At 65.6% G+C, this 21,427-nt stretch carries 18 protein-coding genes; 10 read left to right on the top strand and 8 right to left on the bottom strand.

The window, feature by feature from the left end:
- The first annotated feature begins 21 nt into the window (after positions 1–21).
- Positions 22–2,535 carry a circularly permuted type 2 ATP-grasp protein gene (locus tag I6F20_RS18530; RefSeq protein ID WP_109144443.1) on the top strand — a complete coding sequence of 838 codons (2,514 nt, stop codon included), beginning with the start codon at positions 22–24 and terminating at the stop codon, positions 2,533–2,535.
- Positions 2,532–3,410: a transglutaminase family protein gene (locus tag I6F20_RS18525; protein ID WP_225127295.1), complete on the top strand. Its 879-nt coding sequence runs from the start codon at positions 2,532–2,534 to the stop codon at positions 3,408–3,410. The genes I6F20_RS18530 and I6F20_RS18525 overlap by 4 nt, the downstream gene beginning before the upstream one ends.
- 74 nt (positions 3,411–3,484) lie before the next feature.
- Here I6F20_RS18525 and I6F20_RS18520 read toward each other — a convergent pair whose 3' ends face one another.
- From I6F20_RS18520 to I6F20_RS18510, 3 genes are read right to left on the bottom strand one after another with little or no spacing between them, the layout of a single operon-like run.
- Positions 3,485–5,596 carry a xanthine dehydrogenase family protein molybdopterin-binding subunit gene (locus tag I6F20_RS18520; RefSeq protein ID WP_225127293.1) on the bottom strand — a complete coding sequence of 704 codons (2,112 nt, stop codon included), beginning with the start codon at positions 5,594–5,596 and terminating at the stop codon, positions 3,485–3,487.
- On the bottom strand, positions 5,593–6,570 hold the full coding sequence (locus I6F20_RS18515) for an FAD binding domain-containing protein (RefSeq protein ID WP_225127291.1): 978 nt from the start codon (positions 6,568–6,570) through the stop codon (positions 5,593–5,595). The genes I6F20_RS18520 and I6F20_RS18515 overlap by 4 nt, the downstream gene beginning before the upstream one ends.
- Positions 6,571–6,572: 2 nt before the next feature.
- Positions 6,573–7,199, bottom strand: coding sequence for a (2Fe-2S)-binding protein (locus tag I6F20_RS18510; protein ID WP_036006185.1), 627 nt, complete (start codon positions 7,197–7,199; stop codon positions 6,573–6,575).
- 674 nt (positions 7,200–7,873) lie between these two features.
- Between I6F20_RS18510 and I6F20_RS38165 the strand changes: the two genes are divergently transcribed.
- Positions 7,874–8,461 carry a helix-turn-helix domain-containing protein gene (locus I6F20_RS38165; protein WP_158284419.1) on the top strand — a complete coding sequence of 196 codons (588 nt, stop codon included), beginning with the start codon at positions 7,874–7,876 and terminating at the stop codon, positions 8,459–8,461.
- A gap of 142 nt (positions 8,462–8,603) precedes the next feature.
- Here I6F20_RS38165 and I6F20_RS18500 read toward each other — a convergent pair whose 3' ends face one another.
- From I6F20_RS18500 to I6F20_RS18480, 5 genes are all read right to left on the bottom strand, one after another.
- On the bottom strand, positions 8,604–9,428 hold the full coding sequence (locus I6F20_RS18500) for a phosphodiesterase (protein ID WP_225127289.1): 825 nt from the start codon (positions 9,426–9,428) through the stop codon (positions 8,604–8,606).
- A gap of 68 nt (positions 9,429–9,496) precedes the next feature.
- A complete protein-coding gene (locus I6F20_RS18495) occupies positions 9,497–10,777 on the bottom strand; it encodes an ABC transporter substrate-binding protein (protein ID WP_225127287.1) in 1,281 nt (426 codons plus the stop codon).
- A gap of 28 nt (positions 10,778–10,805) precedes the next feature.
- The gene (locus I6F20_RS18490) at positions 10,806–11,642 is read right to left on the bottom strand and encodes a carbohydrate ABC transporter permease (RefSeq protein WP_225127286.1); all 837 of its coding nucleotides are present in this window, start codon (positions 11,640–11,642) and stop codon (positions 10,806–10,808) included.
- A complete protein-coding gene (locus I6F20_RS18485; protein WP_225127285.1) occupies positions 11,639–12,586 on the bottom strand; it encodes a carbohydrate ABC transporter permease in 948 nt (315 codons plus the stop codon). The genes I6F20_RS18490 and I6F20_RS18485 overlap by 4 nt, the downstream gene beginning before the upstream one ends.
- Positions 12,579–13,730, bottom strand: coding sequence for an ABC transporter ATP-binding protein (locus tag I6F20_RS18480; protein WP_225127284.1), 1,152 nt, complete (start codon positions 13,728–13,730; stop codon positions 12,579–12,581). The genes I6F20_RS18485 and I6F20_RS18480 overlap by 8 nt, the downstream gene beginning before the upstream one ends.
- 150 nt (positions 13,731–13,880) lie before the next feature.
- On the opposite strand from I6F20_RS18480, the gene I6F20_RS18475 reads away from it, so the two are divergent.
- From I6F20_RS18475 to I6F20_RS18445, 7 genes are all read left to right on the top strand, one after another.
- Positions 13,881–14,780, top strand: a complete 900-nt coding sequence (locus I6F20_RS18475) for a LysR family transcriptional regulator (RefSeq protein ID WP_109144435.1) — start codon at positions 13,881–13,883, stop codon at positions 14,778–14,780.
- 210 nt (positions 14,781–14,990) lie between these two features.
- Positions 14,991–15,818: an HD domain-containing protein gene (locus I6F20_RS18470; protein ID WP_036006127.1), complete on the top strand. Its 828-nt coding sequence runs from the start codon at positions 14,991–14,993 to the stop codon at positions 15,816–15,818.
- 134 nt (positions 15,819–15,952) lie between these two features.
- A complete protein-coding gene (locus tag I6F20_RS18465; RefSeq protein ID WP_225127283.1) occupies positions 15,953–16,846 on the top strand; it encodes an alpha/beta fold hydrolase in 894 nt (297 codons plus the stop codon).
- A 171-nt stretch (positions 16,847–17,017) separates the two neighbouring features.
- Positions 17,018–17,644, top strand: coding sequence for a GTP cyclohydrolase I FolE (gene folE, locus I6F20_RS18460; RefSeq protein ID WP_057027130.1), 627 nt, complete (start codon positions 17,018–17,020; stop codon positions 17,642–17,644).
- 144 nt (positions 17,645–17,788) lie between these two features.
- Positions 17,789–18,364, top strand: a complete 576-nt coding sequence (locus I6F20_RS18455; RefSeq protein WP_036006124.1) for an HdeD family acid-resistance protein — start codon at positions 17,789–17,791, stop codon at positions 18,362–18,364.
- Positions 18,365–18,587: 223 nt separating this feature from the next.
- Positions 18,588–19,799: an ABC transporter substrate-binding protein gene (locus I6F20_RS18450; RefSeq protein WP_036006122.1), complete on the top strand. Its 1,212-nt coding sequence runs from the start codon at positions 18,588–18,590 to the stop codon at positions 19,797–19,799.
- Between the two features lie 295 nt (positions 19,800–20,094).
- Positions 20,095–21,309: an acyl-CoA dehydrogenase family protein gene (locus I6F20_RS18445; RefSeq protein ID WP_225127282.1), complete on the top strand. Its 1,215-nt coding sequence runs from the start codon at positions 20,095–20,097 to the stop codon at positions 21,307–21,309.
- Positions 21,310–21,427: the final 118 nt, after the last annotated feature.

Genomic DNA, 21,427 nt, shown 5'->3' with positions numbered 1-21,427 from the left:
TGGTGGGGGAGGGAAAGGCCCATGGGCGAGGGCGCAGCCGAAGACAACGACCAGGCGGGCAGGGCAAATGCCCAGCAGCGGATTGCGCAGTGGGTCCGCGACTATAGCCGCCTGCCCGGCATCCCCGACGAGTTCCTGGGGCCCGACGGTGCGCCGCGCGCGGTCTGGAGCCGCTTCTTCGACGCCTTCGGCGCGCTGGCGCCCGACGAGATCGAGCGCCGCTTCGGCATGGCCGATCGCCATCTCCGCGAGGCCGGCGTCACCTACCGCGCGCCCGGCGATAGCGCCGACCGGCCCTGGTCGATCAGCCATCTGCCGCTTTTGATCGACGAGGCCGACTGGCAGCAGCTTTGCGCCGGCATCACCCAGCGCGCCGAGCTGCTCGAGCGCGTGCTGCGCGACATTTATGGCGAGGGGCGCCTCGTGGCCGAAGGCGCGCTCCCGGCCGCGGCGATCGCCGGCAGTCCCGAATATCTCCGTCCGGTCTGCGGCGTGCCGCCGCCCGGCGGACGTTATCTCTCGATCTATGCCGCCGATGTCGGCCGCGGGCCCGACGGCCGCTGGTGGGTGCTCGGCGACCGCACCCAGGCGCCATCGGGTGCGGGCTACGCGCTGGAGAACCGCCTGGTGCTGTCGCGCGCCTTCTCCGATCTCTACAAGTCGATGAACGTGCCGCGCGTCGCGCCGTTCTTCGAGGCGTTCCGCGACAGCTTGCGCGCGCGCGCCGATCGCGACGAGCCCAGGATCGGCGTGCTCACCCCCGGCAGCTTCAGCGAGACCTATTTCGAGCACGCGACGCTGGCGCGCTATCTCGGCTTCCTGCTGGTCGAGGGCGACGATCTCGCGGTCAGCGACGACCGCGTCCACATCCGCACCGTCGCCGGCCTGAAGCGGCTGGATGTGCTCTTGCGCCGGGTCGATTCCAACTCGCTCGACCCGCTCGAGCTCGATGCCTCCTCCCGGCTCGGTGTGCCCGGCCTGATCGACGTGCTGCGCAAGGACGGCGTCGTCGTCGCCAACATGCCGGGCTCGGGCGTTTTGGAGGCGCGGGCGCTGCTCGGCTTCCTGCCGGCCCTGAGCCGCCGCCTGCTCGGCGAAGACCTGAAGATGCCGCACATCGCGACCTGGTGGTGCGGCCAGCGCGTGGCGCGCGACGAGGTGCTGGCGCGGCTCGACGAGGTCGCGATCGAAGGCGCCTATCGGCGCGGCGTTCCCGGTTTCGACAGCAATGGTCCGGTGCTCGCGAGCGAGCTCGACGCCAGCGGACGGCAGCGCCTGATCGATGCGATCAGCGCGCGCGGCATGGACTATGTCGGCCAGGAGGTGGTGCGGCTCTCGACCATGCCGGTGTGGGAGCACGGGCAGCTCACGCCGCGCCCCTTCGTGCTGCGCGTGTTCGCCGCCGCCACGCCGGACGGCTGGGCCATCATGCCCGGCGGCTTCTGCCGCATCGCCGAGCAGCCGGACGCGCGCGCGGTGTCGATGGGCGACGGCGCGCGCGCCGCCGACGTCTGGGTCGTCTCCGACAAGCAGGTCGCGACCGCGACGCTCCTGCCGGCGACCGACAAGGTGCGCATCCGCCGCATCGCTGGCGTGCTGCCGAGCCGCGCCGCCGACAATCTGTTCTGGCTCGGCCGCTATCTCGAGCGCGCCGAGGCGACGCTGCGGCTGGTGCGCGCTTTGGGCTCGCCGAGCGGGCCGAACAAGGGCACGGCGGCCTCGGTGCAATCGGCCGAACGCATCCAGCGCCTCCTTGTCGCCTGGGGCGCGGTCTCGCAATCCTCGCGCACGGCCGCGGGGCGTATCGTCGCCGAAGCGCTGCAGGGCGCGGAGCGTTTCGGCTCGGCCCTGTCGCTGGTGAGGGCGGCGCAGCGCACGGCGACCTCCTTGCGCGAGCGGCTGTCGCCCGATGCCTGGCAGGTGATCACCGAGATGGCCGAGCGCCTCGCCATCGAGGTGGAGGACGACGACAGCGTGCTGAGCGCCGCCGAGCTGACCTTGCAGGAGCTGGCGAGCTTCGCAGGGCTCGCGCAGGAGAATATGAATCGCGCCGCGGGCTGGCGCTTCCTCGACATCGGCCGCCGCATCGAGCGCGCCATCAACACCACGCGCTTCACCCGCCAGTTCGCCTATGACGAGGCCGGCGACGAGGATCTCGACATCCTGCTGACGCTCGTGGATTGCCAGATCACCTACCGCTCGCGTTATCTGCTGGCGCCCATTCTGGCCCCGGTGCGCGACCTCGCGGTGCTCGACGGCTACAATCCGCGTTCGGTGGCGTTTCAGGTGACGACGCTGAACGAGCACATTGCGGCGCTGCCGAGCCTGAAGGAGCATGGCCTGATCGAGAAACCGCAGCGTCTCGCCGTGGCGATGCAGGCGATGCTCGCGACCGCCGAGGCCGAGAAGCTCGAGGTCAAGACGCTGTTCGCCCTGGAGCAGGATCTGCTCAGCCTCGGCGAGGCGATCGGGCAGCACTACTTCCCGCACGGTCCCAATGCCAGCCGGCCGGAAAAGTTGACGGGGCTGGCGTGATCTACGACATCCGTCACGTCACCACCTACGAGTACGAGAATCCCGTCAGCTTCGCCCGCTGCACGCTGCGGCTGGAGCCCAGAATCGGCGTCGGCCAGGAGCTGATCTCGCACGAGGTCGAGATCCAACCGCGCCCGGCCGAGCGCAATGTGCGGCGCGACTTCTTCGGCACGCTGACCGAGAGCGTGACGATCGAAGCCGCGCATCGCAATCTGCGCATCGACTCGCGCTCGCGGGTTTCGATCTCGCGCCGACCGCCGGCGCGCGATGCGGTCAGCCCGCCCTGGGAGAGCGTCCGCGACATCGCGTTCGAAGCCACCAGCCTCGGGCCGTCCTCGCCGGTCGGTTATGTCTTTGCCAGCCCCCTGGTGCCGGTGCTGCGCCCGGTCAGCGCCTATGCCGGGGTGAGCTTTCCGCCCGGCGTGGGCATCCTCACCGGCGCCGTCGACCTGATGCGACGCATCCGCGGCGAATTCCGCTACGATCCGAAGGCGACCGTGATCTCGACGCCGCTCGACGAAGTCTTCGACAAGCGTCACGGCGTCTGCCAGGACTTTGCGCATGTCATGATTGCCGGGCTGCGCGGGCTCGGCCTGCCGGCGGCCTATGTCAGCGGCTATCTGCGCACCATTCCGCCGCCGGGCCAGCCGCGGCTGCAAGGGGCCGACGCCACCCATGCCTGGGTGTCTCTCTGGTGCGGGGCCGAGCTTGGCTGGGTCGATCTCGATCCGACCAACGATCTCCTCATCGGCAACGATCACATCGTGCTCGCAATGGGGCGCGATTTTTCCGACGTCTCGCCGGTCGACGGCATCATCGTCGGCTCGCCCAAGCAGAAGCTCGGCGTCGCCGTCGACGTGCTGCTGGTGGAGTAGGGTGGGTACGTCAGCCTCTTCGATGCAGCACAACCACATGCCCAGGAGTGGCGTATGCCGCCCTCTTTACAGCGCTAAGCGGTCAGCACGTCTTCGATCCGGATCGGCAGGGTGCGGACGCGCTTGCCGGTCGCATGAAAGACGGCGTTTGCGATCGCGGGGGCGATACCGACCAGGGCGATTTCGCCGAGACCCTTGACCCCGAGTTCATTGACGTGCGGATCAGCCTCCTCGACGAAGTGCGCTTCGATCTGGGGAATGTCCAGGTTGACGGGCATCAGGTAGTCGGCCATGTGAGCGTTGACCGGCCGGCCGTCGCGCGCGTCGAGAACGGTGCGCTCCATCAGCGCCATACCGATGCCGCCGACCATGCCGCCGGTGCATTGGCTGTGGGCGAGACGCGGGTTGACGACGCGGCCGATGCCATAGGCGCCGACCGCGCGGCGGACGCGGATCGTGCCGACGTCGGGATCGACGGCGACCTCGACGAAGACGGCGCCGAATGAATGCATCGAGAACCTGGCAGCGGCCTCGGGGTCGCGCTGAGACGATGCCGTGGCTTCGATCGGTCGATCGTTCCGGCCCTTCGCGGCCTGTTCCCGCACGGCGATGCAGGCGGCGCGGATCGCGGAGCCCACCGAGGCCATGGTCCAAGAGCCGCCGTGGGATGGGGCAGGCGGATAATCCGAGCGACCAAGGCTGAAGCGCACCTTTTCGACAGGGAGCCCGAGAGTCTCGGCGGCGACCTGCGTCATCGACGTATAGGTGCCCGGACCCATGTCGCTGGCCGCGATCTCGACCTCGGCTGTCCCGTCGCGAAGCAGCCGCGCCCGCGCAGTGGCCGGTGCGTGAAAGGCGGGATAGCTTGCCGAGGCTACTCCCATCCCGATCAGCAGGCGGCCGTCGCGCATCGAGCGCGGTTCGGGCGTACGGCGCGACCAGCCGAACCGTTCGGCCCCGAGATCGTAGCATTTCATCAGCGATCGGCTGGAGAAGGGCTTGTTTTCTCCCTCGTCGATCTCCGGCTCGTTCCGGCGCCGCAGATCGATCGGATCCAGGCGGAGCTTATAAGCCAACTCGTCCATGGCGCATTCGAGCGCGAAAACGCCGCTGGCCTCACCGGGACCACGCATGTGGTTTGGCGTTCCGGTATCGAGCGGGACCAGACGGTAGCGCGTCCGCACGTTGGGCGAGGAGTAGAGGAACGTCGTGACCGAGGTCAGAGCTTCCATGAATTCTTCGTAGCGACTGGTCTCGCCCGTGCCTTCGTGCACCACGCTGATGAGCGTTCCGTCCGCCGTGGCGCCGAGAGCGATCCTCTGCACCGTGCGCGGCCGATGTCCGGTGGTGAAGAACATCTGCTTACGCGTTAGGACGAGCTTCACCGGGCGCCCCACGTGCCGGGCGGCCATGGCCGCGAGCGTCACATGGGGCCAGGTTCTGAGCGAGGTCCCGAAGGCCCCGCCGATGAACGGGCAGAAGACCGTCACTTTTTCGGGCGACAGACCGAAGATCGCCGCGATCTCGGCCTGCTCGTTGACGACGAACTGGCTCTTGCTCCAAAGCGTCAGGCGGTCGCCGTTCCAGCTGGCGATCGTCGCATGCGGCTCCATCGGATTGTGGTTCTCGCGCGCGATGTCATAGGTCTCATCGACCTTCACCGGCGCGTCGGCCAGGGCCTTATCCGCACTTCCGCGCGCCTTGTCGGCGGGCAGCCGGGCGTCCGGCTGTTTGCCAGCCTCGGGCACGATGGGACGGGCTTCGGGACCTGCGGAATCGATGATTGGCCGCTCGGCCTTGTAGGTGAGGCGCAGCGCCGCGGCGGCGCGCTCCGCCTGCGCAATGGTTGCGGCAACGACGAGCGCCACCGGCTGTCCGTGGAAGCGCACATGGTCGTCCTGCAGCACATGCAGCCGCTCGCCCGTCGCCGGATCGATGTAGCTCTTGTGCGGGCGGTACGCCAGGCGTGGCGCGTTGAGATGCGAGAGGACGGCGAGAACGCCCGGCATCTTCTCGACCGCCGCGCTGTCCACGCCGGTCACTCGTCCAAGCCCTATTGTGGCGCTGACGATCACGGCATAGGCCTGGCCGGGCTGATTAAAATCGGCCGCGTACCGCGCGGAGCCCGTGACCTTGGCACGGCCATCCACGCGGGGCAGCGGCTGTCCGATGACGCTGATGGTCATGCAATTCCTCCCGTCATTTCGAAGGCGCGGACGATCGTCCGCGGCAGGAGTTCGAGTTTGTAATGATTGCCGGACAGCGGGCGGGCCCCTTCCAACGCCGATCGGGCGGCCGCCTCAAACACCTGCCGGCCCGGTACCTTGCCGATTAGCGCCGCTTCCACCGCGCGCATGCGCCAAGGTCGGGTGCCGACCCCGCCAACCGCGAGCCGCGCGCCGCGGATCACGCCGTCCACAACGTCGAGCGCCGCTGCCGCGGAGACCAGCGCAAATTCGTAGGACGCGCGGTCGCGCACCTTGAGATAGCGCGCCCGGCGGCTATCAGGCCCCTCGGGGACCCGCACTTCAACGATGAGCTCGCCCGGCAGCAGCGTGTGTTCGAGATGGGGAGTGTCGCCGGGCAAGCGAAACAGCTCCTCGACCGGGAAAGTGCGCTCGCCCTTCGGCCCCCTGACCCGCATAGTGGCATCGAGCGCGACCAGCGCGACCGCAACGTCCGAGGGGTGCGTCGCCACGCAGTGATCGCTGGTGCCGAGAATGGCGTGACCGGCATTCAGGCCGTCGCGTGCGGCGCAACCCGAGCCAGGGCTGCGCTTGTTGCAGGATGCGTCGAGCATCCGAAAGTAGGGGCAGCGCACGCGCTGGAGCAGGTTGCCGCCGATCGAGGCCATGTTGCGCAGTTGCGGCGAGGCGCCCTCGATCAGGCTCTCGGAGATCAGCGGGTAAAGACGCTGAACATCGGAATGGGCGGCGATGTCGGCCATCCGCGCGAGCGCGCCGATGACGAGGTCGGACCGGTCGACGCGAATACCGGACAGCGGAAGCGCGTTGATGTCGACGAGCTGCTGTGGCTGCTCCACCTCGTCGCGCATGAGATCGACCAATGTCGTGCCGCCGGCGATGAGGCGGCCTCCGGAGGATGCGGCGGCGACGGCGGCCTCGATGGAGGTCACCTTCTCGATCGTGAACGGGAGCATGGTCAGACCCTCTTGGCGGCGTCGGCAACGGCGGCGACGATCCCGGGATACGCCCCGCAGCGACAGATATTGCCGCTCATCCAGAACCGAATGTCCTCCGGCGAGCCCGCATGGCCTTCGGCGATGCAGCCGACGGCCGACATGATCTGCCCGGGGGTACAGAAGCCGCACTGCAAGCCGTCGTGCTCGACGAATGCGCTCTGGAGCGGATGAAGCTCACCATTCTTCTCGAGGCCCTCGATCGTCTCGACAATGGCCCCGTCATGCATCGCAGCCAGCGTCAGACACGACACGACCCGCCTGCCGTTGAGAAGGATGGTGCAAGCGCCGCAGGCGCCCTGATTGCAGCCCTTCTTCGTACCGGTGAGACCGAGATCTTCGCGCAGAAGGTCGAGCAGGGATTGCCGCGTATCCAAGTCGAGCTCCTGTCTCGTTCCGTTCACGTTCAGACGAACCCGTGCCGTCGATGCAGCGGGCTTGCTTTCGGATGCGGGTTGCGCGGTAACCTGGGGCACCACCGCCATGGAAGCCGCTCCGCCGACAGTCAGCAGGAGCGAACGGCGCGATACTCCGCCCCGCGTGCTTTCGGTCTCAGCAGCGCCGGCGGCGAACGGTTCTTGGTTTGTCATGGTGGTCGGGATCCCCTCGGATGATCCGGCCCAGTAGGCCATGATCCCGACGGACGCACCGTTCCGATATTGCGGCGACTATCGCAATCTTGCGACGAAGTGGCGCCCGCGCCTGTGGACTCTGCTTCTCGCCCATCGCGGCCAAGGCAGCCCAGCTGTGAGTGGTAGACCGGGCGCAATGAGATCAAGCCCAACCCACGTGCCACTTGCCATCGGAGTTGTCTCGATACCGCGAAGTCAATCATGCGCACTATTTGTGCAATCAGCCAGACATTGCGACATTTCGACCGCAGCTTCCATTCCCGCCATGTCGTGAAACATGGTATGTCGATGAAGCGCCTGTCGCGGGTGCGGCCAAATATGACATAACCAAAGCGATGCCTGATCGAAATCCTTTTCAGACGATGGTCCGGCTGCTATCGGAAGCCCCGCCGCCTTTGGCACCCATCCAGTTAAACTGCGGCACACAACTCACTCATCGTTTTGTTCGCGGCACGCGTTATGGCTATGCCCCAGGCATGCCCGGACACCTTGTCGGCACCTACTATGGAGAGCCTCAGCACAGTGCGTGGACGGTTGAGCGACGGCGGCTCTCTGCCCCGCTGCGGCCGAATTCTATCACTGTGATTCCCGACCGGCATGATGGAGATTGGGAAGTTGAAGGACCGCTCCACGTGTCCCATGTCTATCTCACCAACGAACGACTGGAGCATTGCCGAACACTCATCGGTGGGCGAGGCAAGGTAGAGCTGGCGCCACGCGTCGGCAGCGAAGACGCTGTGACCTCACAGCTTCTTGCAATCCTCAGCGACCCCGACGTCATTGTCGATCCTTCGGCAAAGTTGCTGGTCGATCGCGCGGTTGACCTACTCTGCATCCAGCTATTGCGTTCGCACAGCATAGTGCAGATGCCGCAGAGCCTCGCTTATACTCGCGGCGGGCTCGCGCGCTGGCAGCTCAGGCGTGTGACCGAATACATGCTGGCGCATCTCGACAAGCCGATCGGCCTTGACGAACTAGCGTCCCTGGTCGGCCGCAGCCGCTATCATTTTTGCTCGGCGTTCCGTCTCTCGACAGGATTGACGCCGCATGTCTGGCTAACTCGGCAACGCATGTTGCTTGCACAACGCCTGCTGAATGATCCAAATCTATCGATCAGTGAAGTTGCGCTCGCAGTCGGATATTCAACGCCGTCGGCTTTCGCCCAGACTTTCCGCAGAATTGTCGGCACGACGCCGCGAAATTTCCGCCGATCCTTGTAGCCTCACATCGGATGTCAGCTTCTGGCCCATCTCCGACCCGGGCGAGGACGCCAGCGCGCTGCTATCGAGGTGGAGCGGACTCTCCAAGGAGTGCAGCGCGGGCTTATGAATACGCGCCCCTGGAAAGGGTCGGCGCTCGCCGTCACCGCACCATGGTCTCGCGATCCCAGGCCTTGTAGTCGGGCGAACCTTGGATGCGGATCGGACCGTCGTAGCCGTATTCCACCATGTGCACGGTCACATAGTCCTCCCCGAAAAATGCGACGCCGTAGGATTGCGGCAGGTCGCAGGCGCTCAGCAGCTGCGTCTCGGAGAACAGCGGAAAGCTCGCATGGTTGGTGCCGCGCAGCGACGAGACGGGGACGCCTGCAATCGAGCCTGCGAGAGGCAAGTGGCAATGCCCGAAGAAGACGTGGCGGATCTTCGCACGATGACGGCTGACGAGATGGCGGAAAGGAGCTTCGTCGATCAGGCCGATCTGGTCGAACGGGACGAGATGCACAGGCATCGGGTTATGGTGCATGAAAAGCAGGAACGGCCCGTCATGCTCGGTAAGCCGGGCCTCGAGCCAGCCGAGACGATCGTCGCAATAACGGCCGGCGTGCGTTTCCGGATGGGCGGTGTCGAGGAACAGGCAGCGGCCGGCAGCCGTATCGTGGATGCCCTGGACGAAGCCGTTGTCGTCGGCGAGGTCGGGGAACACGCTCAGGAAGGCGGCGCGCCGATCATGGTTGCCGATGCACAGGCGCACCGGCAGCGGATATGCGTCGAGGCGCTGCTTGAGCCATTGATAATCGGCGAGATCGCCCCAATCCGAGAGGTCGCCGGTGATCACCATCAATTCGGCGTCGTGATGATCGTGCAGCGCATGCGCCAGCGCCCGCTCGAAATTGACGCGCGGATCGCGGCCGCCGATGGTCGCACCGGGCGCCGTCAGGTGAATGTCGCTCAGATGCAGCAGTTTCATCGCCAGCTCCGGTCATCGAGGCGGCACGGGGCGCCGAGGACGTCCCGTGCCGGGGGATGTGAGGATGGTCAGCGCGCCGCGCCTGTGGTCTTCGGCAGCAGCTTCTGCACGTCAGCCGTCATGTCGGCGAGGACGGCCTCCGGCTCCTTTGCGCGGGCGCCCGAGATGATCGAATTGAGATGATCCTTGATCACGTCGGTGATCTTCAGGCCGTTGTCGCCGGGGAAGGCGTACCATTTGGTGAGCAGCGCGAGCTGGCTGACCGCGGTGTAGTTGTTGGGGTTCTTGACGTAGAAGTCCTTCAGATAGACCTCGTTGGCGACCTTGTTCGGCGGCATGTAACCGGTGGTCTCCGCCATGATCGCGGCGCCCTTGGGGCCGGTCCAGAATTTCACCGCTTCCCAGGCGGCATCGCGCTTGGCCTTGTCCTTGGCGAGGATCAGCACGACGTTGCCGCCGGCCGGCAGCCTGCCCTTGGTGGAGGCGACGTCCGGGAACGGAATCGTCTTCAGCGCGAACTTGCCGCCGGTCATCTGCGTGACCTTGTTGAGGTCCGAGGTCGAGGTGACGTGGAAGCCGGTCTTGCCGGCCGCGAACGCCGCGCGCATCGACGGCTGGTCGAGATTGGGCATGCCGGCCTCGTTGACGAGCCGCGCGATCGTATTGATGGCGAACTTGCCTTCCGCTCCGTCGAACGCGACCTTGGTCTCGTCGGCATTGAGCATGGTGCCGCCGCGCGCGAACACCGGCGCCTGCCACAGCCAGTTGCCGGTGATGTCCCAGGCATAGGTGACGCCGTTGGTGTCGTTGCCGAGCGCCTTGATCTTCTTGGCCAGCGCGATCAGCTCGTCCCAGCTCTTCGGCAGATTGTTCACGTCGCCGCCGGCCTGCTTGACCAGGTCGAGGTTGACGTAGACGATCGGCAGCGAGATCGCGAAGGGCAGGGCGTAGACCTTGCCGCTGGCGGTGCCGATGTCGAACATCGCCTGGTGGAAGCCCTGCTTGTCGAAATCCTTCTCCGCGGCGATGTAGCCGTCGAGCTCGGCCGGGATGTTCTTGTCGACCAGGACGCGGATGCGGTTCAAGCCCTGGAACGAGACGTCAGGCGTCTGATTGGTCACGGCCTCGCGCAGCACCTTCTGGGTGCCGTCCTCGTAGGATTCGTAAGGCGCCCGCATCGTGACCTTGATCTCCGGGCGCACCTTGGTGAATTCCTCGGCGATGCGCTTGTGCGTCTCGGTGAACAGCTCCGGATAGGGATATTGCATCACGATCTCGGTCTTTGTCTGCGCGAGCGCAGATCCGGCCGCAAGCGACAGAGCCGCCGCGGCGATGATGGTCTTCAGCATGATAGACTCCTTGTTTGAGGTGACGTGGCTACTTGATCCCGGTGAGGGTGATGCCCTCGATGAAACGGCGCTGGGCAAAGAGGAAAGCGATGACGAGCGGCGCGATGATCACCATCGCCGCCGCCATCAGCGGGCCGTAGCTGGTGCCGGCCTCGCTGTTGCGGAAATGGGCGACCGCGAGCGGCGGCGTGCGCAAATGCTCGCTGTTGAGCACGATCAGCGGCCAGAAATAGTCGTTCCAATGCGCGACCACGGAGAAGATGCCGAAGGCGGTCACTGCGGGAATCGCGGCCGGCAGCATCACCCGCCAGACGATGCCGAATTCGGAGATGCCGTCCATGCGCGCGGCGTCGACGAGATCGTCGGGCACGGTCTTGAAGAACTGGCGCATCAGGAAGATGCCGAACACCGAGATCGTGAAGGGCAGCACCAGCGCGGCATAGCTGTCGAGCAGGCCGATCTTGTGCAGCAGCAGGAAGACCGGGATCGCGGTCGCCTGCGGCGGGATCAGGATCCCGAACAGCACGAGCGCGAACAGCGTCTCGCGGCCGAGGAAGCGGAGTTTTGCGAGCGCGTAGGCCGCCGGCAGCGCCACCATCACCTGCAGCACGAAGATCGAGGCCGTGACGATGATTCCGTTGAGCAGGAAGCGCAGCAGATTGGCCTTGGCGAAGGCCTCGCGCAGGTTTTCCATCAGCGCGAACCGGTAGGGGATCAGGTGCAATTCGCTGGAGAAGATCTCGGTCTGCGGCTTGGACGCGGTCGAGATCATCCAGATGAAGGGGGCCAGCATGAGCGCGGCGCCCGCGATCAGCAGCACGTGACGGAGGATCGCCCGGAACGGGATGGGATGCGCGTTGCTCATGTGTAGTGCACGCCGCGATCGGCGAGCCTCGATTTGATCAGCGTGAGCAGGAGGACGAAGACCAGGAAGACCACGGTGATCGCCGCGGCGTAGCCCGAGCGGAAGAACTCGAAGCCTTCCGTGTACATGCTGTGGATCAGCACCTCCGTGGACTTCGACGGGCCGCCCTTGGTCAAGACGTGCACGGTGTCGAACACCTGGAACGAGCGGATGCCCGAGATCACGACGACGAAGGTCGTGACCGGCCCCAGCATCGGCCAGGTCACGAGGCGGAAGCGTGCCCAGCCGCTCGAGGCACCGTCGATTTCCGCCGCTTCGTAAAGCTGCTTGGGAATGGAGACGAGGCCGGCGAGAAACAGCACCATGTTGAAGCCGACGGCCTGCCAGATGCCGATCGCGCACAGCGCATAGAGCGCGGTGTTGCGGTCCTGCAGCCAGGCGAAGGCCGGCAGGCCTGCGCCGCGGAGCAGCCCGTTCACCAGGCCGAATTGTGGATGCAGCATGAATTCCCACACCACCGCCATCGCGATCAGGGTCGCCATCACGGGGAGGAAATAGATCGTCCGGTAGAGACTGCGCAGACTGGTGCCGCTCTGGATCAGAAGCGCGATCGCAAGGCCGGCGATCACGGCGCCGGGCACCACGATCACGACGTAAGTCAGCGTGTTGCGCAGTGCGGTCCAGAACACCTTGTCGGCGAACAGGTCCTGGTAGTTGGCGAGCCCGATCCAGGAGAAATGCGGCGCGCCGAGCTGATAATCGGTGAAGGAGAGAGCGATCACGCCGGCGAGCGGACCGAGCAGCATGACCAGCATGAGCGCGGCGGCCGGGGTCACCAGCGCGTAGGCGGTATGGGTCCGTCGGCTGCCATGGGCCGGCAGCCTGCGCCTCGTCGTGCCCGTGGGAGCGATGGTCGCCCCGATCGTCATGGAGCCGTCAGACATGGGCGGGCTCACGGATGCGCTCGGCCTGCTCCACTCTGAGCTCGATCCGTTTCCCGGCCGGATCGAACATCCGCACCGCGTCTGGTGCGAAGCCGAAGGCGACGGAGCTTGCCAACGCCGGCAAATGCTTGAGGTCCGCGAGCCGCGCGATCAGGCGCGACCCGGTGCCTTCGACCGCGAGATGCACGAAGGCCTCGGCGCCGAGATTCTCCAGATGGACGACGGTTCCGGAGAACGGCCCGGTGCCGAGCTCGACCCGCTCCGGGCGGACCCCGATGCGGCAATCGCCGGCCGCCGCATTGCACGTAAGTTTCAAGGCGGTCCCCAGCACATCGACGCCGCCGTCCTTGCGGATCCGGCCGGGGAGGACGTTGATCTTGGGGCTGCCGATGAATTCGGCAACGCGGATGTCGCCGGGCTCGTTGTAGATCTCGGCCGGCGTGCCGGCCTGGATCAGCTCACCGCCCATCATGACGGCGATCCGGCTCGACATCGTCATCGCCTCGGCCTGGTCGTGCGTGACGTAGACGAACGTTGCCTTGAGGCGGCGATGCAGCTCGGCGAGCTCTGCGCGCATGTGGACGCGCAGCTTGGCGTCGAGATTGGAGAGCGGTTCGTCGAACAGGAAGGCCACCGGCTCGCGCACCATGGCGCGTCCGACCGCGACGCGTTGCCGCTGTCCGCCGGACAATTGTCCGGGCTTGCGCCGCAGCAATGGGCTGATGTCGAGCTGCTCGGCGATGCCTTCGATGTCGGCGCGAATGTGCCGTTCCTTGGCGCGCCGGCCCGGCAGCAGCGCACCCAGCAGTGGCAGTCGCTCGATCGCGGAGAGGCGCCGCATCCGCAGCGGCACCGCGATATTGTCGAAGGCGCTCAAATGCGGATAAAGCGCATAGGATTGGAACACCATCGCGAGGTTTCGCGCGCTCGGGCGAATGCCGTCCACGGGGCGGCCGTCGATGTGGACCTCGCCGGAATCTTGCGGCTCGAGCCCGGCAATGATGCGAAGCAGGGTCGACTTGCCGCAGCCGGACGGGCCGACCAGCGAGATGAACTCGCCGTCGGCGATGCGGAAATCGATGCCTTTCAGGACGTCGGTGCCGTCAAAGGACTTGCGGATTGCGGAAAGTTCGATTTGCGCCATGCGCGCTGATCCCCTGCTGGCCCGTTTGCGGCGCATGAGGAGTAGGAAGCGCGTCTGACATTCACATAACGGTCAATGGCCTTCCTTATGGTCATCCCAGGTTTTGCTTTCGCCCGGTCCGACGGGGAATATCATCTTGGGGTTGTTGTCGTGGCGTTGACGTCGTCGCGTGTCCGGGCGGTCAATGCGGTGTTCGAGACCGGCAGCTTTGCCGCTGCGGCAAGGCGGCTCGGGGTGTCGCAGCCGGCCGTTGCGCAGCTGGTGCGGGATCTGGAGGCCGAGTTCGGGGTGGCGCTGTTCGACCGGCACGGCCAGACCCTGATCGCGACGTCGCTGTGCCGGCGGCTCTATGCCGCAACGAGCCGCATGCAGGCGGTCGAGGCGGATGCGCTCGCCATCCTGCAGCAGCGCGACGAGCTCACGGGGGGTGAGCTTCGCATCGGGCTCGGCAACGCCATGCCCGGCATGGCGTTGATCGCGGCGTTCCGCAATCTCTATCCGAAGATCCAGATCAACATCGAGATCGGCAGCTGGTCGGCGATCATGGCCGCGGTGGTCGACCAGCGCGTCGACGTCGCCGTACTGCCGGAGGTGCCGCAGGACAACCGCTTCCGGCGCGAGCCCTGCGTGCAGCAACGCGTCGTTGCGATCTGCCATCCCGTTCACGACCTCAGCCGCCAGTCGCGCGTGTCCATCGCCGGCCTCGTGCAATATCCGCTGGTGTTCCGGACCCGGGATTCCGCGACCCAGCGCGCCGTCGACCGGGCGTTTCGCGCCCTCAACCTGCGCGCCAGTCCGGCGATCATCGTCAATACGCGCGAGGGGATGCTGGAGGCGGTCGCCAACCGGCTTGGCGTCGGCTTCGTCTGGGAGCACGGCTCGAGCCGCATCGACCGGATCGCGAAGGTGGCGATCGCGGAAATCGAGGCGGAGTCGCCCGAATACATCTTCTCGCTGGCGGGCAAGCGCGGCAAGCTGGTCGAGCTGTTCTACCTGGCCCGAAGCCTTTCGCGCCCGGCCGACGGCGCCGATATCCTGGCTGCGCCCTGAGCGGCGGCCGCCTTCCCGCCGCTTTGGGTTGTGCTGAACTGTGACGGCAGCCGTGATGTTGCGCAGCGGGACGGTAAGGTATTTGCGTATTTTCCGTCCCCGAAGTTTGGTTACCCGGCCCAAGATGGGCTATGCTCCCCGCTGCGTCGACGACAAGAATGAGACGTCGGGAGATGGCATGGGATACCAGCGGCGGACGGGGCTGCGTCCATGATAACCTTACCCAGACTGGCAGCTGAATCGCTGGAGCAGTTCCTCGGCAACTTCATGCGCCGCCGGTACGATGAGACTTCCGCAAGCATCGTTGCCAGCGCAACCCGTACCGCGATGGAATGCATCGGCAACAGCGATGCGCTCTACCACAATATCGAGCATACGATGCTGGTGACCCTGGCCGCCCAGGCGATCCTCCGCGGCCGAAGCCTTCATACCCATCTTTCGGCGGAAGATTACGTTCATGTCCTGATCGCCTGCCTCGCCCACGACATCGGCTATGTCCGCGGGCTGTTCGAGGAGGACGACGCCGACGGTTTCGTCATCGATGCGGCCGAAACCAAAATCTCGTTGCCGCGCGGCGCGTCGGACGCGAGCCTGATGATGTATCATGTCGATCGTTCGAAGCTGTACGTGACGCGGAGGCTGCGGCATATCCCGGGAGTCGATCCGGAGCGCGTTGCCCGCGCCATCGAGGGGACGCGCTTTCCCGCCCGTGAAGGCCAGGAATACGACGACGAAGCCTCGATCCTGCGTGCGGCCGACTTCATCGGCCAGCTCGGCGATCCCAACTATCTGCGCAAGGCCAACGCGCTCTATTACGAGTTCGAGGAGGTCGGCATCAACCGCCAGCTCGGCTACGACTCGCCCGCCGACATCGTGAACCGCTACCCGCAATTCTATTGGAACAGCGTTGCTCCGCACATCCAGACCGAGATCGGTTATCTCAACAAGACCGAGATCGGCCGCCAATGGATCGCCAACCTCTACAGCAACGTGTTCCGCGCCGAACGTGACATCTCGCTGTCCGGTCCGCAGAAATAGGCGCCTTGTAGCCTCGTAGCCCGGACGGAGCGTAAGCGAAATCCGGGATTCGCGGATACAGGCGTCCCCGCATTGCGCTTCGCTCCATGCGGGCTACAAGAGCTCTGCGCAACGAAATCATCCGTGAGCAAATCATGCAACAAAAAACCATCACCACTGATATCCTCGACATCGCTTATCGCGAATACGGTGCGCCGGACGGCTGGCCCTGCGTCATGGGGCATGGCTTTCCCTATGACGCGAACGCCTATGCCGAGACCGCGCCGATCCTCGCCGAGGCCGGCGCACGCGTGCTGGTGCCCTGGCTGCGCGGGTACGGGCCGACGCGGTTTCGCTTCGCTGAGACGCTGCGCTCCGGCGAGCAGGCGGCGTTAGGTGCCGATCTCCTGGCCTTCATGGATGCGCTCGGTATCAGGCGCGCCGTCGTCGGCGGCTACGATTGGGGCGGGCGTGCCGCCTGTGTGGTCTCGGCGCTCTATCCGGAGCGCGTGGTCGGTCTCGTCTCCGGCAATTCCTACAATATCCAGAACATCGCCCTCGCCATGGAGCCGGCTTCGCCGCCGGAGGAGGCGGCGTTCTGGTATCAATATTTATTCCACAACGAGCGCGGCCGCCGCGCGCTGCAGCGCAACCGCCGCGGCTTTGCCCGTCAGCTCTGGACGATGTGGTCGCCGAAATGGGCCTTCGAGGACGCGACGTTCGAGACAAGCGCCGTGTCCTTCGACAATCCCGATTTCGTCGATGTCGTGATCCATTCCTACCGCCATCGCTACGCGCTCGTGGCCGGCGATCCCGCCTATGCGGGGATCGAGGCAAAGCTCGCCGCGCAGCCGCCGATCCGTGTCCCGACGATCGCGGTCGACGGCGACAGCGACGGCGTCAATTCCGGCACCGCCCACCACGCGCGCAAGTTCGAGGCATTTTTCGAGCGGCGCGTCTTCATCGATGCCGGTCATAATCTGCCGCAGGAGCGGCCGGCCGAATGGGCTCAGGCCGTGATCGACGTGCGGAAAGCGGCTGCGTCATAGGCGGCCCCGAGGCGCCCTCGGCGCACCTCATCATGAGGGGATTGGCGGGTCGGCACTAGGCCATCCATCCGTTCCCCAAATTTCCCCGACTTTCGGGAACCTTTTCCGATTGCGGCCGTCCAAGCTGTGGGCCCGCTTCCATATGCGGGCTCGTTGCAGGGGAGAAGCTTGATGAAGTCACAAGTGCGCAAGCTGGAACGTGTCGCCGTGGCGCAGACGCCGACCGATCGGCCTGACAGGGCGGAGGTCGAACAGGCGATCCGGACCATGATCCGCTGGGCCGGCGATGATCCCGCGCGCGACGGTTTGCGCGAGACACCTGCTCGCGTTGCACGCGCGTTCGCAGAGTATTTTTCCGGATACGCGCAGGATCCGACCGAGATCCTGCAAAAGACCTTCGAGGAGATCGAGGGCTATGACGAGATGATCGTCCTGCGCGGCGTTCGCTTCGAGAGTCATTGCGAGCACCACATGGCGCCGATCGTCGGTCGCGCCTGGGTCGCCTATATTCCGCAGGGGCGCGTCGTCGGCATCTCCAAGCTCGCACGCGTGGTGGACGTCTACGCAAAACGGCTCCAGATCCAGGAGAAGATGACCGCACAGATCGCCAACACCATCAACGACGTGCTCAAGCCCGAAGGCGTCGGCGTCATCATCAAGGCGACGCATCACTGCATGACCACGCGCGGCGCGCACAAGCCCGGGACCGATCTCGTCACCAGCCGTATGCTGGGTGTGTTCCGCGACAATGCGCTGACGCGCCAGGAACTGCTGGGGCTCGCCAGTTCGGACGATTGACCTGCGCTCGGCGCTGACCCGCCGCATTCGATCTTGATTTGCGTCAAGGTTGCGGCAGGCGAGGTCTGCTCTGCTGGGTGTTGTCTCGGTCGGGTGCGTGCTATCATGGCGTGTGCCCGGGGGCTTCGCATGCAGGAGTGGCCCATGACAACTGCGTCAGATACGTCTCATCCGTCCGGTCTCGGCTCGGGAATGGCTGCGCTACACGCCAAATGGGGCTGGATCGTCGCGCTCGGCGTCGTCTACCTGATTGCCGGCTTCGTCGCGCTCGGCAGCATGGTGATGGCAACGGTGGCGAGCGTGATCGTGGTCGGCGCAATGATGATCGTCGCCGGCGTCACCGAGGTGATCGGCGCATTCCAGATGAAGAGCTGGGGAAAGTTCCTGATCTGGGCCTTGCTCGGCGTGCTCTACATCGTTGCCGGCTTCCTCACCTTCGCGAACCCGCTCTTCGCCGCGGTTCTGCTCACGCTGTTCCTCGGCGCCTCGCTGCTGGCCTCCGGCGCGGTCAGGCTGTTTCTCGCCTTCAGCATGAAGCGCGAAAGCCCGTGGGGCTGGGTGGCGGTGTCGGCCGTCGTCACGCTGCTGCTCGGGCTGCTGATCCTGGTGCGCTGGCCGGTGAACAGCGTCTACATCCTCGGCCTGTTCCTCGGCATCGACCTGATCATGGCCGGTGCCGGATGGGTCAGCTTGGGCTTCGCCTTGAAGCGGCGCGGCTAAAGCATGATCCGGAAAAGTGCCGAAGCGGTTTTCCGGAAAGCTCATGCGTCAAGAACAACCTGACGCACGATGACGATTCATCAAAATCTCGTCGCGCTTCAGGCGATGCCATCAGCAACTCGACGCAAGACCATCTTGATGAACTCCGCTGATCTGACGCGCTGACAAGAAGCAGCGCGCCGCGCGGTCGTTTCGCCGCGGCGACAATCATTGGGGAGAAACCATGAAAGCCGCTTTGGCCCTGGCCGCAGCGCTGGCTGCCGCCTGCTTGTCCGCTCCTGTCTCCGCGCAAAAATCCTACGGTCCTGGAGTTAGCGACACCGAGATCAAGATCGGCAACACTATGCCCTATAGCGGCCCGGCATCGCCGCTCAGCATCACGGGACGGGTGATCTCCGCCTATTTCGACGAGATCAACGAGAAGGGCGGCGTTGGCGGCCGCAAGCTCAACCTGATCTCGCTCGACGATGCCTTCTCGCCGCCCAAGACCATGGAAGCCGCGCGGCGCCTCGTCGAAGGCGACGGCGTCGCCTTCATCTTCGCCACCATGGGCACGGCGCCGAGCTCGGCGATCGCAAAATATCTCAACAGCAACAAGGTGCCGCAGATCTTCCTGATCAGCTCGGCCTCGAAGTGGAACGATCCCGCCAACATGCCTTGGTCGATCGCGCTGCCCTGGGCGCCGAACTACACCAGCGAGGCTGCGATCGACGTCGCCTATGCCCGCGCCAGGAACCCGAATGCGCGCTTTGCGGTGCTCTACCAGAACGACGACGCCGGCAAGGAATATCTTCGCGGCGTCAAGGAGGCGCTCGGTGCCGACGCCGACAAGGCGATCGCGATGGCCTCGAGCTTCGAGGTCGCCGATCCCACCGTCGATTCCCAGGTCCTGACGCTCGCCAATACCAAGGCCGACGTCTTCATGATCTATTCGGTGACGCCGCGCGCCTGCGCGCAGGCGATCCGCAAGGCGCACGAGGTCGGCTGGCAGCCGACGCGCTTTCTGGCCTCCGGCTGCGCCAACAAGGCTACCGTGATGGCGCCCGCTGGCCTGGAGGCCGGCAAGGGTGTGCTGTCGCTCGGCGCGCTCAAGCCGTTCGTCGAGGCGCCGAAGGACGATCCGGCGATGACGGCCTATATCGACTTCATGAAGAAGCGCCTGCCCAATGCCGACATCAACAACGTCGCCGGCCTCTATGGCTACACCGTCGCCGAGGCGCTGGTGGCGCTGCTGAAGCAGTGCAAGGACAATCTGACGCGCGAGAACATCATGGCGCAGGCCGCGAATCTGAAGAACGTGCCGCTGTCGCTCCTGATGCCGGGCATCACCCTCAACACCACGCCGCAGGATTTCCGCCCGATCAAGGACGGCTACATGCTCCAGTTCGACGGCAACGACTGGGTGGTGGCAAGCGAGCTGTTGCGCGGGACGTGAGAGGCGGGTTCTCGCGGCGGATGCGAAATCGTAGGGTGGGCAAAGGCGCACTTGCGCCGTGCCCACGATCTATCAATGATGACCGAGAAAGAGCGTGGGCACGCTTCGCTTTGCCCAGCCTACGAGACTGATGTCTCCATCACGTCATGGCCGGGCTTGTCCCGGCCATCCACGCATTTCCCCGCGGCACGAAGAACGTGGATGCCCGGGCCTTCGCCTCGCCGAAGCGGCTTCGGCCGCGCAGGCGGGATAAGCCCGGCATGACGACCTCAAATGTAGCGAACAGGAGACCACCATGGACTTTCACCACTCCGCCCGTTCGCTGGAGCTCCAGGACCGCGTTCGCCAGTTCATGCAGGCCCATGTCGAGCCGGTCGAGGAGCTCTACTACGAGCAGGTCAAGCCGGAAGCTTCACGCTACATGACTCCGCAAATCCTTCAGGATCTGAAGCGGCGGGCGCGCGAGCAGGGGCTCTGGAACCTGTTCCTGTCCGGCGAGCACGGGCCGGGTCTGACCAATCTCGAATACGCGCCGGTGAAGGAGATCATGGGCCGCATCCTCTGGGCGCCCGAGGTCTTCAACTGCTCCGCGCCCGATGTCGGCAACATGGAGGTGCTCGCAAACTACGGCACCAAGGCGCAGCAGGAGCGCTGGCTGAAGCCGCTCCTGGAGGGGCGCATCCGCTCCGGCTTCTCGATGACGGAGCCGCAGGTCGCCTCCAGCGACGCCACCAACATCCAGTGCGAGATCCGGCGTGACGGCGACGACTACGTGATCAACGGCCGCAAATGGTTCACCTCGGGCGCGATGAACGAGGATTGCGAGATCCTGATCGTGATGGGCAAGACCGCACCCGACCATCCCGACCGCCATCGCCAGCAATCCATGATCCTGGTGCCGAAGAATACGCGTGGGGTGCGCATCGTCCGCGACATGCTCACCTACGGCTATGACGATGCGCCGGTCGGCCATCCCGAGATCGTCTATGACAACGTCCGCGTGCCCGCCGAGAACGTTTTGCTCGGCGAGGGCCGCGGCTTCGAGATCGCGCAAGGCCGGCTCGGCCCCGGCCGCATCCACCATTGCATGCGCCTGATCGGCTGCGCCCAGCGTGCGCTCGAACTGATGTGCCAGCGCGCGGTCTCGCGCGTCGCCTTCGGTAAGCCGCTCGCAGAGCAGGGCTCGGTGCGCGAGGACATCGCGCATTCCTTCTGCGAGATCGCGCAAGCCCGCCTGCTTACCTTGCAGGCCGCCGACAAGATGGACCGCGAGGGCAACAAGGCCGCGCGCGACCTGATCGCCGCGGCCAAGATCGTGGTCCCCAGCATGGCCGCCCGCGTCATCGACCGCGCCATCCAGATCCACGGCGCCGCCGGCGTCTCGCAGGACACGTTCCTCGCGCGGGCTTACGTCTACGCCCGCTTCATCCGCATCGGCGACGGGCCGGACCAAGTGCATCTCGCGGCCGTCGGCAAGGAGCTGATCAGGCGCGGCGGGGTGATGGGGTAGCGCCGTGGCCCTTGGCCGGATTGCGCATCGGCGGCGCTTCGAAGCGCCGCGACGGGCAAGTCTTTTGGCCGCGATGCAGTATGGCCTCAGATCAGTGTAGTACGATAGTAACTGCTGA

The sequence above is a fragment of the Bradyrhizobium sp. IC3123 genome (assembly GCF_020193625.1).
Classification (GTDB): domain Bacteria; phylum Pseudomonadota; class Alphaproteobacteria; order Rhizobiales; family Xanthobacteraceae; genus Bradyrhizobium; species Bradyrhizobium yuanmingense.
Note: the sequence above shows the minus strand (reverse complement) of the source record. Positions and strands in the feature narration are given on the sequence as shown.

Excerpts from the sequence above, each read along its gene's own strand:
- I6F20_RS18530 (WP_109144443.1), top strand. The coding sequence starts at position 22 with ATGGGCGAGGGCGCAGCCGAAGACAACGACCAGGCGGGCAGGGCAAAT.
- I6F20_RS18520 (WP_225127293.1), bottom strand. The coding sequence starts at position 5,596 with ATGACCATCAGCGTCATCGGACAGCCGCTGCCCCGCGTGGATGGCCGT.
- I6F20_RS18515 (WP_225127291.1), bottom strand. The coding sequence starts at position 6,570 with ATGCTCCCGTTCACGATCGAGAAGGTGACCTCCATCGAGGCCGCCGTC.
- I6F20_RS18510 (WP_036006185.1), bottom strand. The coding sequence starts at position 7,199 with ATGACAAACCAAGAACCGTTCGCCGCCGGCGCTGCTGAGACCGAAAGC.
- I6F20_RS18500 (WP_225127289.1), bottom strand. The coding sequence starts at position 9,428 with ATGAAACTGCTGCATCTGAGCGACATTCACCTGACGGCGCCCGGTGCG.
- I6F20_RS18495 (WP_225127287.1), bottom strand. The coding sequence starts at position 10,777 with ATGCTGAAGACCATCATCGCCGCGGCGGCTCTGTCGCTTGCGGCCGGA.
- I6F20_RS18490 (WP_225127286.1), bottom strand. The coding sequence starts at position 11,642 with ATGAGCAACGCGCATCCCATCCCGTTCCGGGCGATCCTCCGTCACGTG.
- I6F20_RS18485 (WP_225127285.1), bottom strand. The coding sequence starts at position 12,586 with ATGTCTGACGGCTCCATGACGATCGGGGCGACCATCGCTCCCACGGGC.
- I6F20_RS18480 (WP_225127284.1), bottom strand. The coding sequence starts at position 13,730 with ATGGCGCAAATCGAACTTTCCGCAATCCGCAAGTCCTTTGACGGCACC.
- I6F20_RS18470 (WP_036006127.1), top strand. The coding sequence starts at position 14,991 with ATGATAACCTTACCCAGACTGGCAGCTGAATCGCTGGAGCAGTTCCTC.
- I6F20_RS18465 (WP_225127283.1), top strand. The coding sequence starts at position 15,953 with ATGCAACAAAAAACCATCACCACTGATATCCTCGACATCGCTTATCGC.
- folE (WP_057027130.1), top strand. The coding sequence starts at position 17,018 with ATGAAGTCACAAGTGCGCAAGCTGGAACGTGTCGCCGTGGCGCAGACG.
- I6F20_RS18455 (WP_036006124.1), top strand. The coding sequence starts at position 17,789 with ATGACAACTGCGTCAGATACGTCTCATCCGTCCGGTCTCGGCTCGGGA.
- I6F20_RS18450 (WP_036006122.1), top strand. The coding sequence starts at position 18,588 with ATGAAAGCCGCTTTGGCCCTGGCCGCAGCGCTGGCTGCCGCCTGCTTG.
- I6F20_RS18445 (WP_225127282.1), top strand. The coding sequence starts at position 20,095 with ATGGACTTTCACCACTCCGCCCGTTCGCTGGAGCTCCAGGACCGCGTT.